Raw genomic sequence first — 13822 nt, 5'->3', positions numbered from 1 at the left:
GTTATAAGCTTTAAGTTATACGTTAGCTTTGAGCTGTAAAAAAATAGAAAGAGTACGGGACGAACCGTACTCTTTTTGTTTATGGGTTATTGCGATGAAGAAAAAACGTAATGAATATTAACGGCGGAAATGTACGCCCACATAAACCATAAAGGCTCCATTTTTAATCTTTTGCTCGCTGATGTCCGAAATATTGGAAAGCCCAAAATTATAACGGGCGCCGAGCATAATGAAAAATGGCAGATTTACCTCCGCACCCGCCATTCCTGAAATGTCGGTGCTTTTAAACAAATCCTTCGCATCTATAGAACCACCGTCTTTTTGTTTGGCCGAAAGCAATAGATTCAATTGAGGACCTACGTAAACTTTTAACGGACCAAATTTCACCTGAGCGGCAACAGCTGGCAATGTGAGATATAATAAATTCAGGCTGGTATCTGATTTCATCTTCGTACCCCAGTTATCCACCCCCACTTCAGCACGGATAGATAATAAATTGCCCACAATCAGATAGTTCCAGTATAATTTTCCACCGACGGAGATTTTCATATTCTGGTCAATACTAGGATCTGCAGAAAACTGCGCACCTTGTACACCAATCAAAGCGCCAAATTCATGTCTTCCGCCCACCAACGGCTGGGCTATCGATTTTCCGGTAAATAACAAAAGACAAACGACGATCGAGGTGAGTAAGCTTTTTTTCATATACAGGCTTTTTGATTAAAATACATTGTAATATAAACAAATATATCCCAATTCAAAAGTCAAAACCTAAAAGAATGCGATGATCGGATAACGTGGGAACGCGATGATGAATGCGTTCAATATGGGAGATGTGTAAAATGCGAATACCCGCGATGGAATTCGCCTTCAGGGCTTGGGGTAAAAAAAAGAGTGGGTAGAAACCCACTCCCTAAACCCTATCACTATGAAAACAGAGTAAAGATATGATGGGGGTATGGATATAAACGTTTATACATTGTTAACGATAAATTCATTTTATAAATAATAAATATTTAGTTTTGTAAGGAAAGGTGCAACAATAAGTTTAAATGATCATTTCCTTCTAAACCTCATCTATTGCAACACCACTACATCTTGACAAAATAGTATATATACAATAGTTTTACAGTTACATTACCTTGAAGCGATTGTAGTTTTTTTGAACAGAAATGGCGCAATGTTGCCGGCTTTTAAGACAACGACAATAAAAACCTCCACCACGAATATGTTTGACTCTCCGGTATTGGATCTGGTGATCCTGCTTTCATTTACCTATTTCGTAGGCAGCCTGGTGCTTTCCGCCATTAATGAAGCGCTGGCAGGTTTCCTTGAGTTACGCCAGAAGCACCTCAGGCAAGCGCTGGAAAATATGTTCAATGACCCGGGATGGAAACCGTTCATCCGCAATCATTTTATGAACAGCCCTCATATTCAGGCATTGGTAAAAGCAAAAGGACAATTTCCTGCCTATATCTCCTCTTCAAATTTTGTACTGACAGTTGTTGAACAGATCAAAGCGGAAAATTATACGCCGGACAAAATCAAAGCAGGTATCCAAAACAGCATTCTACCAAAACAATTCCAAAAAGTGCTTTTAGATCTGCTGGCGCAAGCAAAAAATGACATTGCCACTTTCGAGAAAAAGCTCGAAGAGTTTTACAACAATGTGATGGACCGCACCACCGGCTGGTACAAAAAAGACATTCGGAAAATACTGCTGATAGTAGGCTTCATCATTTCAGTCGCATTGAACATCGATACGATCAAGATTGCAAATGACACACTCCGCGATCCAAAATACCTGAGCAAAACGGCCGATCAGATTGCAGCACATCTTTCGCAAATACAAGTGCAAAACGATTCAATCATCGTGAAAGACTCTGCAGGCAAAATATTTTACACCACTGCCGGAAAGTACAGTACTACTCCAAAAGATAGTATCAGCGTAAATACGCTTATGAGTCAGACACAAAACCTGAAAGTGGTATATGAACAATCTGCCGGTTATAAACTGGGCTACAACGGCGAGTTTAAAACTGAATGGAGTAAACATTTTCTGCTAAAATTACTCGGCGTTCTCATTACGACTTTTGCGCTGCAACTCAATGCCAGCTATTGGTTTGATCTGATGAACCGCGTAGTAAACATCCGATCGGTGGGTAATAAACCAGACGATTCTAAAGACAATACTTCTAAATAATCACAACCGTTACATCAATCAATACATCATGAGACCATTTTTCATTTTTCTGTTTTTGTTATTTTCTGCGACACTTTCATTTGCACAGAATGATAGTGCAGGCACACAAAATATCGACGGCGCAAATACACAAATGCCAGCCAATGCATCTACTGCCCCACCGCCGGTTCAAACGCAAATCAGCACAGCAATCGCAGATACAAACAATTCGTTCTTGCCGCCGCAGCCAACTGATCTGGCTTATAAACCGATGACGTATTTATTTGCGTTGCTTCCCGCAGCATTCTTTATTGTGCTCATGGTTGTAGGTCTTGGGGCATTGAAGAAATTTAATTTACGTGAAGCCCTTACAGAAAATGATGAAGCCAAAATAACCGTGGTAAATCCTGCCTATAATCCGGCGACATTAGTGCAAATGGCGTCGAAAGATGCGACCATGATTCCTTCGGTATTACCTGCCACAATTGAAATCACCAATACATTCTTCCGTCCGGATGCAATGCCAGCAGCAAGTGTAACAGTGACAGAAAATCCGGCAGCGGATGCCGATACCGACCAGCTCCCTGCGCCCCCACCGGCGCCTCCACTTACACCTGCGCCGGTAAATGATCTGAACGTGCCACAAATAAATACAGATGCGGGATCACTGACTACAACTAATGTAAATATTTCAATTCCGGCGCCTTCAACAGATGCGGCAACAGCCGGCACATCCGACACAGGAAGCGGAGATTCGGAGGCAAGCACTTCGGGAATTCAGGGTGGACAAAAAATAACTTCAATTACACCAAATGCAATACCTGTAAAACCAAAAATGACAGCGTCTGAATATGCAGATGCGATACAAAAAGTGAAAGGAAATTATCGCCCGAGCAGCAGTCGTCTGATTGCGTTTTTCTCTTCGGTGATTACGCTTACGCTCGCTACCTGTTTGAGCTGCTTTTTCATTTACTATTATATCAGCTTTGGCAAAGCACCTGATTTAAGCGGACTTTCGGCAGTACTGATTGCATTGGGTCTTGGTGTTGTTCCTTATGCTTCCAACAAAATTGCAACAGCAGTTACCAATAAAAAACCGAATAGTTACTAATAATTTTCACCATCAAAATCATCATTAAAAACACACCATGGACAAGTACCAAACCGGAAACGGAACACAACAGGTGAAACTTGCAGTTGATATCACAACAACAGGAATGGCCGCTACAAGAGCTTTTACGCTGACCGACACTACGACGACATCAGTAGCAGCTTCCAGCGATGCCACCGGCGATATTCGTCAGACGACTATTGGAACAGCCGCTAGTATTCAGGGATCTACACTTTCTATCACTACAAAAATCCACATCACGGGTAAAGATATAAACGCGCGCCAGGCAGAATTTAACGGCTTAAAAGCATTGTATGTACTAGATAACGGACAACAAGGACACGCAGAATATTCTTTCGACTTTAAGAACGATATCTACGGCGATTACACAGATGTAGAGCTTTATAAAAACATCAGTCTTTACTAGATCATGAAAAAATTATTTATCGTCGCTGGTTTATTGCTGGGTGGCTATTTAGCGAATGCCCAAACCACACCAACCTTCGATGTGAGTCAGCTAAGTGTTCCGCAATCCAGTGCTTTTAAACTGGTGGATGTTTCACCTACTTTGATAGAAACGCCAAGCACCCCAAAAGCTTTTACACTGGGTGTATTGCAGAATATTGAAAACTCCCAGGGATGGCCACAGAACTATTCTGCAGAGTTTACTCCCTACTGGTGGGTTTTACCAGCCAATAGAAATGTGTACAATTTTACCGGACTAAAAAAACAACACAACGATATTACCAATGCAGACGAATGGAAAGAAAATGCTTTCTCTTCCTTCAAATTCGCGAGTGTATCAATGGCTTTTGTGAATAAGGATATGGTGCCTGATACCTTTACCACTACACAAAAAGTATTTTCAGCGGGTGTCCGTACAACGCTGATTAAAATTCACCGCGCAGGTTATGCAAAAAAACTAGGTAATGCAATTGACGCCTGGCATAACACTGCCCTGGCTGAAATCGGCGATGACATGAACGACAGTATTTACAGATCGGCAGCCCGAACCGGTAATGTTCAATTAGAAGCATCGCGGTCGAAAGAGCTCGCGGGTATGAGAGACAGTCTTAAGGCTGCGAAAAAAATGACAGCGGATGCATTAGCCGCACAGGTTCAAAGTACGCTAGACGAGAAACCTATTTTCGCATGGGATTTTGCGGGCGCTTATGCGATGTACGGTATTGGAGATACGACCTGGAAAACGGGCAGACTGGGCGTCTGGACAACTGTTTCACTTAACCTTCCATTGGGCATTGGCGATTCCACAAAAAACTATTTTAGCATTGCTGGTTATGCGCGTTACATGTACGATGGTTATACGCTTGACAATGGTGTGGTCACTTCATCTAACGCAATTGATGTGGGTGGAAAACTTTCACTACAATTTGACCGTTTAAATATTGGTGCAGAAGGTGTCTACCGAAACTATTCTACAGGACCATCATTACAGTCACAAAGACTGGTTGGTTTTATCAACTACCGTATTGGTGACAACCTTTACCTCAACGGCACGTTCGGCAAGGATTTCGGCGTAGAGAAAGCGAAGCTGCTTACATTATTCGGCATTGCCTGGGGCTTCGGAAATGAACAAGCCAGCTTACCGCAATGATATTGACGATTGGTGATTGAAGATTTGTGATTGCTTCCCCATTTTGATTTTTACTTAAAATAAAATGCCCGCAAAATTGCGGGCATTTTATTTAGATCGAATTCAGAAAAATTATTGCTTGCTGAATTTCAGAGACTGTTTCCAGTCGTTACTTTCTACCTGAAGAATGTAAAAACCTGGAATCAGATTCGCCACATCGAAAGAGATTTTACTGCTCTGAAAGTCTTGTTCCGTAATGGTTGTAGCTAACTGAACACGACCCGTAAGATCTACGATTTTCACAGTAGCATTTCCTTTGGTGCTGCCACTCGTGTTTAAAGTCAGTACGTTTCCACTTATCGGATTTGGCACAATTGCCACGGCCGGCTGGTTAGTACGATCCACGTTTAGTGCAACTACATCCGAATATTTGTATTCGCCATTATTGTCTTCGATTTTCAAACGATAGAAAACTTGTGGTGCATTCAATGTTGTAATGTTTGCATCGCGATACTGATATTGTTTCTGCAGATCCGCAGTTGCCAGCGGTTTCATAGTGCTGATCGCCGTAAAGTCAGAACCGGAAACAGAACGTTCCAGCACAAAATCGCGCACGTTACTTTCATTCATTGTCGTCCAGTTGATCATTGCATCTTCGCCGGTCATTTTGCCGGTGAACGCTACGAGATCAAGTGGCAATGGGGATACACCACTGCCGATACCAAACGGAGAAAAGCTGGTGATACCGCTCAGTGTTTTGATATACGGATTAGCACCGGAAGCTGAGCTTGTTGCTCCTGGCGTCCAGCTATTAGTGGCATTGCTGTAGTGCGACAGATAACAAGCCGATCTGGTGAAGCCTGAAAGTTCTTCAGCCGTATTCCATTGTACCGTTAACGCTACATTAGAACCACCGGGGGTCCCTTCTGAAATTATCCAGGTACGGTTTACCGCGTTCGTAGTAAGTGGTGCAGAAGAAGGAACGTCATTGCTGTACGAACTATAAACGCCTCCCAACACGCCAACGCTGAAATTATCGGCAGTACCGCTATTTGTTAAACCCATTGGTGTATAAGACCCTACAACTGCCCCTATGGGCCAAATAGTCAAACCTGTTTTACCCCCCGTACCGACATTTTGGATCGTAAACCGGCCGGTACCATTAGTTACCGCATAAGCGGTGCTATTGCCACCAGTTACCGAAGCACTACTCGCCACAGTGAGATTGTGGTTGCCAAGCATTATGTAACCGCTCGTAAACGTAACGTTGTTGGTAACGGTCAAATCACTGCCCAGTGTTATAGACGGAGAGTTGGTTCCTGTAAGGCTTACCGAGAGACTTTTGATAGTGTTGCTGCCAGCCAGGTTCAACGTACCAATATTACCATTTACATTAGTCAGTAACATTTTAAGATCGCCGGTACCAGCACTCGAAAAGCCACCGATGCCGGTAATCAGGCTATGCATCGTTAAGCTACCAGAGGAGATATTAATAGTGCTGCCTGATTCGATATTAGTGCTGCCGTTAGTCACTACCACGTGCACGGCACCTGAAGTAACCATCTGAACATTGGTGTGTAAATTAAGCACTGGTGTTTGTGCATCGGCCTGCATACATGCAAGCAGCCCGACTGGTATAAAGAGATATTTTTTCATGGTTCAAAAATTGGAGGTGAAAAGAATAAAACTTTATACACTAAATGCGATACCAGTTTGTGCCGTCTGTAATAAACTGTGTGTTGTTAACGTTGCCCAAATTGACAGAAGTGGCCGGCGCACCCGCTGCATAAATGTTTGACGTAGAAGCCACATACAAAGTGATCGATCCGCCCGCATTTACCCAGGAAATATGAAGTATTGTCCCTGAAGTATAAGAATTAGCAGCAGGCAAAGTAACGGTAAACGTACCTGGTACCACCGTTTGAAAATTGAGCAGATAAATTCTGTTAGCCGACGCCGTTATCGTATAACCAGTACCACTTACCAGAGGTATTGATATCGGCTGCGATTGCGGCTGTGAAGAAGCTGGCAGGTTAGTCAGCTGAGAACCGTCAATCGCAGGAAGTTTAGCAGAGCCATCAAGTTTCACCAGGCCATTCGCCGTATTCACTGTAGTATTTCCAAACATTGTAACATTGGTAGATAGACGAGCATCAGCTACTGTACCAGAAGAAATATTGGACCCGTTCAAATTTGTGAGCGCAGAACCATCCACAGCAGGCATTTTTGCGGAAGCATCCAATTTTACTAAACCACTGGCCGCATTAATAGTATTGCCTTGAGTGGTCACATTCGCAATGGAAGTTTGCAATAAATTCCAAACCGGACTTGCACCCGTGCCAGAGTTGTAGTAAAAACCCGCTGGCGCATCTGTCTGGAATACCATCAAACCTGTTGCCGGCAAATAGATAGCAGCTTTTTGTGTAGAAGTCATGCGGGGCACCAATATACCTTTGGCAGTGCTGGTGAGGTCGAGGAGCGCAGAAGTATCTGCAGCATTACCAGTGCTGTTGATAGCTACAGACTGGGCTTCCGATTGATTTGCAAATCCGGCAGCAAATAATAATGCAATGGAGGTAACGATCTTTTTCATGGTTGTTTTGTTTAATTAATTAATGTTCTCTAAAATTGTTGTTTAGGTTGTTTGTAATTGGTTTATTCCCTTAAATTGTTTTTGTTTTATAAAGCCGAATAACGCGGCATTTTTTGCCGGTACTATAGAACCATCGAGGTTCAATATATTAATGAACAGTATTTCATTGTTGCGGCAGGCAACATGCATTTGTTCATTAAGCGTCAGAATAGTACCTGGAGCGGAATCATGTATCGCCGAACCGCAGTCTGCATCAAGAATTTTCACTTCCATCCCTTCGTAAAGTGTTGCTGCGCCCATATTCCAGGAATTACAGGCACGTATCAGATTTCTGATCTCCATTGCAGACATCGTTTCCCAATCTATGACGATATCTTTCAATGCAGGTCGTGCATCATAATGCGCACGTGTTTCGTCCTGAACTGTTTCAGACAATGTTTTACCTGTCAATAAATTTTGCAGAATGTAAACAACACCTTCCAGGAAAGCATTACTTAAAACAGCATTAACGTAGATGTAGGTAAAATGCGGTTCATTCTGAATTTCCTTTTGCCAGACAATGGCGCCTGCATCCAATTTCGGAACAAGTTTATGAATGGTCACGCCAATTGTTGGCTCACCGTTTTTCATTTGCCAGAAAACAGGCGAAGGACCCCGGTATTCAGGCAATTTGCCAAAATGGACATTGTAGACACCCTGAGGAATCGAAGGAAAAGCAGCGATTTTGATACGCTGGCCGTAGCCAACTACAAAAATGATATCTGGAGCAAGAGTAGAAACCCAGTCATAAAGCGACTGGTCAGCGGCATGTGTCAGCGGTATTTGCATTGCATGACAGGCATGCATTACTCCCTCTTGTTTATCGCGTGATTTTTCAAGAAATAAATGAACGTCTGCTCTGTTTTGTTTCAAAAAATACAACAGCGCAGTACAAACGTCCCCGTTTGATATAATTCCGATTTTCATGATAATGGTAAGGGGTTGCTGTAAAGTTACAGCAACCCCGGGTATTAGTTATGCCTAGCTTCTTGGCGGAAACACACCCTGAAGCGCAATAATATAATTGACAACCAGATAAGGCTGCATATTGTTATGTGGTACGCTGCCGCCGGTAACGCCGAGTGCCATTGGATTCATTGTCGTATTCGGTGCAGTAGTAGCGTAAATCGTATTACCGTTAAATTGCGGATCCTGCGAATTGGCCGGATAAGCGTTAGTTGGAATATCTACACTACCAGATTGGTTATTAGCAGCGATGTTGTGGTTATGTGCCGGCATTTCGGTAGTCAAAAGCGTGACGCCTTCTGAACCCTGTACTTCACCTTGTGCCCATTCCTGCAGACCGTTGCCCTGGCCAAATGCCACCGGAGCAGTACCACAAAGATTAGGCAAGCCAAAGGTTGAAGTACCGTTACCACCGTACATTGTTCCTAAAAGAGAAAACAATGCAGTGTTTTGTTGAATAGCCATGAGCTGACCCTGACAGAGCGCCCAGCCTGCTGGTGCAAAATTACCCGCAAACATGCGGATTTCACCTACGTATGGTTCCATGATATAAAGTTTTGTTTGTGTGAAATTGGTTTAGCTTCTTGACGGATAAACGCCTTGCAATGCGATACAGAAATTGGTTACCAGGCTTGGCTGCATATTATTGTGCGGCTGATTGCCACCTGTATTGGTGATGGCGCCGGGATTCATGATTACATTTTGACCCGAAGGAACATATACCGGAACACCGTTAAAAGTTGCATCCTGACTATTGGCGAAAAACCCGCCCACAGGATTGCCAATTGTACCGGGAGTGGTGATCGCAGCCACGACGTGGTTGTGCATTGGCAGGTTATTGATCTGCAGGGTTACGTTTTCTGTACCTGCATTTTCCCCCAAATTATAAATAGTACCGCTCTGTGCACGGCCGGAATTCAATGCTACGCGACCACGCATATCTGGTAATTGGAAAGTAGTTGTACCATTACCACCGTAAGTAGTGCCTAACAGGGAAAACAGCGCTTGGTTCTGTTGAATTGACAACAGTTGGCCATTGCAAAGCGCCCAACCTTTTGGCGCGAAGCCCATAGAGAAAATGCGAATTTCTCCTACATATACATTATCCATTATCGAATTTTTTTTGTTTGTGAAAAAAGCATTTAGCTACTACCCCTGCGTTGGGTAAACACCGGTCGTTGCAATGATGTAATTAATTGCAAGCGTAGGCTGAAAGTTCTCATGCGGTTGTGTGCCTCCAGATGGTTGTACACTTGCCGCATTCATCAGGCCATTCGTTGAAGTCGCATAATTAGGCGTACCATTAAACTGTGCATCTGTAGACTTCGCAGGAAAACCTTGAGCAGGGCTCGCTGCAGTGCCGTAATTGTTGAACGAATTAAAGCCGTGCGAGTGCGCTGGCATTTGCTGCGTGTTCAGCGTCACGCTTTCAGTACCAACTGTCTGGCCCATTACGCGGTTAGTCAGGCCGTTACCCTGTCCCTGGTGGATAGGTGCACGACCTCTCAGGTCAGGCAGCACAAATGTCTGCACGCCATCGCCACCATAAGTGGTGCCAATTAAACTGTACAGTGCTTCATTTTCGGAAATTGATAATGTTTGGCCGTTGCATAAAGCCCAGCCGATCGGCGCGAAATTGCCGCCGAACATGCGGATTTCTCCCAGATACTGATCCATGGAATTATTGTTTTGATGGTTAAGCGTTACGGTTTTGGGATCTTTCGTTTCTATCTTCTATTTCCTCCCCAGTAAATAGGACGATTCTTCTTAATTACATTCGTTCCTGACAGAAGTACTCATATGATCCGGATGCTAAAGTATAAATTACTTTGGAATTTAGTAGGACTGAGGGCTTTTTTTTTGATTAATTAAACTATATAAAGAATTACCAATCAAATTGCGTAAATAAGGGCACGAATCAAATACGTTTTCTAACGAAAATGCCCAAAATACATTAACAAACAACAAAATACGTACCCTCTGAGAAAACAAAAAGCGAAGCAGTATCTACTGCCTCGCTTTTTCTCCCCTATGTAAAGCCTGCTTCCGCTTCGGGGATTAGAAAATCGGTTTGTTACTTTCGCGCACTCAGAAAATATATTTTAACTCCCTGGTTATCACTCTTACACTTTGTCTTTGGTTTGTTTTCGTTTCGGCTTTCGTTACTTAAGGGGTTCTTTTATTCTTTAGTTAGTCGCTTCGTTTATTGTTTGGGCGCTTTCGTTTCTTTAGGGACTATCTTTTTGCTGCTATAATTAATTCGTTGCTTCGTTTCGGGGTATCGGTTTGTTGCTTTCGCGCTTTCAGTTTCCGCTTTCGTTATTTTAGTATTCGTTTGTTCTTTGGTTGCTGCTTTCGTTTCGGCCGGGTTATTATTTCGTTTCTAATTATTGCTTTCGTTATTGTTTTTCGCTTCGTTTGATAACACAAAGATGGATCAAGTTTTCACCATATGTGGTTAACGACATGTAAACGAATACCTTACCAAAGGACCGTTAACACGCTATTATCGAATAGGTGATTATTTATTTTATAATCCCCGATTTCCGGAACACTGTCAGCTCCCCTTAAACACAATACTGGCAGGCATTTCAAAAAGAATACAACTACAATATCTGAACAGTTTTTTCGCCGACAGAAATTCTTAACGGAGTTGTTAACGACAGACTTAAAAACAAAAAATAAAGCCGGTCCTTACGAACCGGCTCTGTATCCTTAATTTCTGCTAGCTTATTTCAAAGCCATTTGTTTATTATCAGCTTCGTTCACCTTGCTGATAAAGGTTTTGAAACTAGTATACTCTTCCGGCGTCACTGCATCCTTCAGATATTTCACTTCACGCGTTACTACGAGTTTATCCGCCTTTACGCTATATCTCAGATCATACGTCATAATCGGGCATTTGATTGAAATGTTTTTCGGCAGCTCCGCGAGTTTTTTACCCGTTGGCAGTTTCACCGTGATAATCTCTCTTTCTATTGGCGTTTCATTCAAACCATAAAGCGTGAGATTGTATTTACGTTTATCCAGAGAAACAAAATCTACCGATTTGAAAGACTCGGCCCAAGGCATTTTAAACACTTCCATGCCTACAATATTGCTCGTGAAATTATCTACTGTGAATTTGTAATCCATCACTACGCTGTCCGACAAGCTTTCCAGGTTCTTCAGATCAAAATTATCAATCTTCAGCGTTTTGTTGAATTCTGAAGTCAGATTACTGTTCAGCCCTTTAATGCGGTCATCTTGTTTGGTATCCACATAACCGGAACGAATTTCTGATGCTTCCGCTCCTGTTTTGTAAACCACGCGGCGAATGGATGCCTGTGAGCCATTAAAAGCAAGCGTAGTCTGTCTGTCGCTAATATTTGTACCACGAAGTTTAGAATCCAGCTTTACGAGCGAGGCATTGGTAATCACTTCATTTTCGTGTGGAATAAACAAACCGTTTGCATTGATCAGTTCGGAGCCCATCGCACCAAACGGCAGATGATTATCAGTCAGCTCCACGAGATAATTTTCGCCGCTGGCAACTTGCAAGCGCGCGATACAATGATTAAATCCGATGGTAGGCAGATCAAGGTTATTATCACCGTTATTTCGTGTATCCACGAGCACTAAACCAGCGTTCAATCCTGCTTCTTTACACATCGCCACAAACAGAGTTGCAAGATCTTTACAGTCGCCCTGTTTCGTGCTCAGCGTACGCGATGCACGCTGTGGCACCAGTGCGCTATGCAGGAAAGGAACGTTGCTGTAATGGCAATTTGATTCGATGTAATTGTAGAATACCTTGGCTTTATCCAGATCGGTTTGTGGCTTGTAAGTATCGAGCAGTTCTTTTACTTTTTCTTTTACTTCAAAATCTGCTTTTGCTTTTACACTGCTTACATCATTGTACCAATTCGCTACATAGTTCCAGTCAGGAATGGAAGTGATCACCAGCTTTTCTGCAACGTCTGCACGCGCAGGCATATACGGCTCTGGTTCCAGCGATGGAATATCTTTTTTCTCCCACACGTACATTTTGTAACCATCAGCGTCAGAGATTACAGGATCCAGTTTGGTATTGTATACTTTGTATTGGAAGGTTCTATCCGAAGGAACAATCAGGCTGTAACGTGCAATCTGCTCCGGATAGCTACCATTGAAATTAAAATCATCCCAGAAATGCTCCGCCAGTTTGCCGTAATAAGAATTTTCCAAACGGTATGAAATGTGAATTGCATCGCCTTTTTCAAGACTAGAGAAGACAAGATCATTATCGTTTGTTTCTGCCTGCACTTTGCTGCCGTCTTGTTTAAAAATTTCTGCTTTCTCTACAATCAGACGTTGTGTGTATGCATTGTAAGGCAGGCTCACTTCTTTGTAATCATCAATACCCGATTGCGTAACTACCTGTATCAGGTATTCCACATGTTCTTCCACAGCTCCGTTTTCCGGATACACTACCTGCTGTTTATCATCGAGTAGAAATACACCATTTTCCTTGATATCTTTTTTATCAGCTAAAGCTTGCTTGTACAGCGCTTCAGCATCATTTGGCCTGAAGTATTCGAACAAATCTTTCTTACCATCTAGTGTACGCAGTTTTTTACGTGCTTCATAGTTTGTGGGCGAATACATGATGGCTTTCTTCATCATCTCCTTCGCGTTGTCCTTATCGCCCATCGCATCATACATCATACCTTTATCATAGTAGAATGAACCAATGTATGGCGCTCTGTCAATCGCCTTCTGCTGCCATTCCAGAGCCGAACTGTAGTCTTTCATTTCATCATAGATATTGGCCAGTTTCGTGTAATAGCCAATGCCATACGGTGCGTCTTTGATGAGTCGTTTATAAATGCCGATGGCGTCCTCAACGTTGCCTGTTTTCAGATCGTTTGAAATCAGCAGCTCATACATTTTTACATTATAGTTTCGGTTCAGATAGTTTCTCAATACAGAACCGGCAGCGTTCAAATCCTTTGAGCCGTTGGCTTTGAAAAGATATTCCAGCGTTACAAAAGTGATACTGTTCGGATAATCGCGGTAAGCATCTTCAACTGCTTTTAATAGTTTATCTGACTCTTTTTTCTCGCTCAGCAAGTCTATTTCTTTAGCTCGTGTATCTTCATTTGAGCCATAAAGCGCAATCCGCTTATCCAGTATTTTGGAACAAGCATCCCAGTCTTCTTTGCCGGATGCATCATCATAGCGAAGTATCAGACCATACAGACTTTCGGGATCTTTGCTTTTAATGGCCTCCATTTCTTTAGTTACATCAGTACTGTTTTTATCGCGGCTCAATGCCTCAATGATGTACTCGGAAACGAGTGTAGAAGAAGGCGCTAT

Annotated in this window: 12 protein-coding genes; 4 read left to right on the top strand and 8 right to left on the bottom strand. The window is 42.8% G+C overall.

Annotation, left to right across the window (positions count from 1 at the left end):
* Window positions 1–117 precede the first annotated feature (117 nt).
* Window positions 118–705 (bottom strand): outer membrane beta-barrel protein, encoded by a 588-nt coding sequence (locus DN068_RS02455; RefSeq protein WP_110997300.1) that lies wholly within the window; start codon window positions 703–705, stop codon window positions 118–120.
* 475 nt (window positions 706–1180) lie between these two features.
* On the opposite strand from DN068_RS02455, the gene DN068_RS02450 reads away from it, so the two are divergent.
* From DN068_RS02450 to DN068_RS02435, 4 genes are read left to right on the top strand one after another with little or no spacing between them, the layout of a single operon-like run.
* Entirely contained in the window at window positions 1181–2203 is a 1023-nt protein-coding gene (locus tag DN068_RS02450) for a hypothetical protein (RefSeq protein WP_110997299.1), read from the top strand.
* Between the two features lie 28 nt (window positions 2204–2231).
* Entirely contained in the window at window positions 2232–3293 is a 1062-nt protein-coding gene (locus DN068_RS02445; protein WP_110997298.1) for a hypothetical protein, read from the top strand.
* A 37-nt stretch (window positions 3294–3330) separates the two neighbouring features.
* Window positions 3331–3720, top strand: a complete 390-nt coding sequence (locus DN068_RS02440) for a hypothetical protein (protein ID WP_110997297.1) — start codon at window positions 3331–3333, stop codon at window positions 3718–3720.
* Between the two features lie 3 nt (window positions 3721–3723).
* Window positions 3724–4908 (top strand): hypothetical protein, encoded by a 1185-nt coding sequence (locus DN068_RS02435; protein WP_110997296.1) that lies wholly within the window; start codon window positions 3724–3726, stop codon window positions 4906–4908.
* Window positions 4909–5019: 111 nt separating this feature from the next.
* Here the strand turns inward: DN068_RS02435 and DN068_RS02430 are convergent, their stop codons facing one another.
* From DN068_RS02430 to DN068_RS22470, 7 genes are all read right to left on the bottom strand, one after another.
* Window positions 5020–6543, bottom strand: a complete 1524-nt coding sequence (locus tag DN068_RS02430; RefSeq protein ID WP_110997295.1) for a T9SS type A sorting domain-containing protein — start codon at window positions 6541–6543, stop codon at window positions 5020–5022.
* Between the two features lie 40 nt (window positions 6544–6583).
* Window positions 6584–7480: a hypothetical protein gene (locus tag DN068_RS02425; protein WP_110997294.1), complete on the bottom strand. Its 897-nt coding sequence runs from the start codon at window positions 7478–7480 to the stop codon at window positions 6584–6586.
* Between the two features lie 42 nt (window positions 7481–7522).
* The gene (locus tag DN068_RS02420) at window positions 7523–8446 is read right to left on the bottom strand and encodes a methionyl-tRNA formyltransferase (RefSeq protein WP_110997293.1); all 924 of its coding nucleotides are present in this window, start codon (window positions 8444–8446) and stop codon (window positions 7523–7525) included.
* Window positions 8447–8500: 54 nt separating this feature from the next.
* Window positions 8501–9031: a phage tail protein gene (locus DN068_RS02415; protein WP_110997292.1), complete on the bottom strand. Its 531-nt coding sequence runs from the start codon at window positions 9029–9031 to the stop codon at window positions 8501–8503.
* A gap of 30 nt (window positions 9032–9061) precedes the next feature.
* Window positions 9062–9595, bottom strand: coding sequence for a phage tail protein (locus DN068_RS02410; RefSeq protein ID WP_110997291.1), 534 nt, complete (start codon window positions 9593–9595; stop codon window positions 9062–9064).
* Between the two features lie 39 nt (window positions 9596–9634).
* On the bottom strand, window positions 9635–10162 hold the full coding sequence (locus DN068_RS02405; RefSeq protein WP_110997290.1) for a phage tail protein: 528 nt from the start codon (window positions 10160–10162) through the stop codon (window positions 9635–9637).
* Between the two features lie 1053 nt (window positions 10163–11215).
* A complete protein-coding gene (locus DN068_RS22470; protein ID WP_394342322.1) occupies window positions 11216–13393 on the bottom strand; it encodes a DUF3857 domain-containing protein in 2178 nt (725 codons plus the stop codon).
* Between the last annotated feature and the right edge of the window lie 429 nt (window positions 13394–13822).

The sequence above is a fragment of the Taibaiella soli genome, from assembly GCF_003236175.1.
In the GTDB taxonomy this organism is placed as follows: Bacteria; Bacteroidota; Bacteroidia; order Chitinophagales; family Chitinophagaceae; genus QKTW01.
Note: the sequence above shows the minus strand (reverse complement) of the source record. Positions and strands in the feature narration are given on the sequence as shown.

What these genes read in the sequence shown, in the direction of transcription:
- DN068_RS02440 (WP_110997297.1), top strand. Translation starts at nt 3,331, where the DNA reads ATGGACAAGTACCAAACCGGAAACGGAACACAACAGGTGAAACTTGCA.
- DN068_RS02420 (WP_110997293.1), bottom strand. Translation starts at nt 8,446, where the DNA reads ATGAAAATCGGAATTATATCAAACGGGGACGTTTGTACTGCGCTGTTG.
- DN068_RS02435 (WP_110997296.1), top strand. Translation starts at nt 3,724, where the DNA reads ATGAAAAAATTATTTATCGTCGCTGGTTTATTGCTGGGTGGCTATTTA.
- DN068_RS02450 (WP_110997299.1), top strand. Translation starts at nt 1,181, where the DNA reads ATGTTGCCGGCTTTTAAGACAACGACAATAAAAACCTCCACCACGAAT.
- DN068_RS02410 (WP_110997291.1), bottom strand. Translation starts at nt 9,595, where the DNA reads ATGGATAATGTATATGTAGGAGAAATTCGCATTTTCTCTATGGGCTTC.
- DN068_RS22470 (WP_394342322.1), bottom strand. Translation starts at nt 13,393, where the DNA reads ATGTATGAGCTGCTGATTTCAAACGATCTGAAAACAGGCAACGTTGAG.
- DN068_RS02455 (WP_110997300.1), bottom strand. Translation starts at nt 705, where the DNA reads ATGAAAAAAAGCTTACTCACCTCGATCGTCGTTTGTCTTTTGTTATTT.
- DN068_RS02445 (WP_110997298.1), top strand. Translation starts at nt 2,232, where the DNA reads ATGAGACCATTTTTCATTTTTCTGTTTTTGTTATTTTCTGCGACACTT.
- DN068_RS02415 (WP_110997292.1), bottom strand. Translation starts at nt 9,031, where the DNA reads ATGGAACCATACGTAGGTGAAATCCGCATGTTTGCGGGTAATTTTGCA.
- DN068_RS02405 (WP_110997290.1), bottom strand. Translation starts at nt 10,162, where the DNA reads ATGGATCAGTATCTGGGAGAAATCCGCATGTTCGGCGGCAATTTCGCG.
- DN068_RS02425 (WP_110997294.1), bottom strand. Translation starts at nt 7,480, where the DNA reads ATGAAAAAGATCGTTACCTCCATTGCATTATTATTTGCTGCCGGATTT.
- DN068_RS02430 (WP_110997295.1), bottom strand. Translation starts at nt 6,543, where the DNA reads ATGAAAAAATATCTCTTTATACCAGTCGGGCTGCTTGCATGTATGCAG.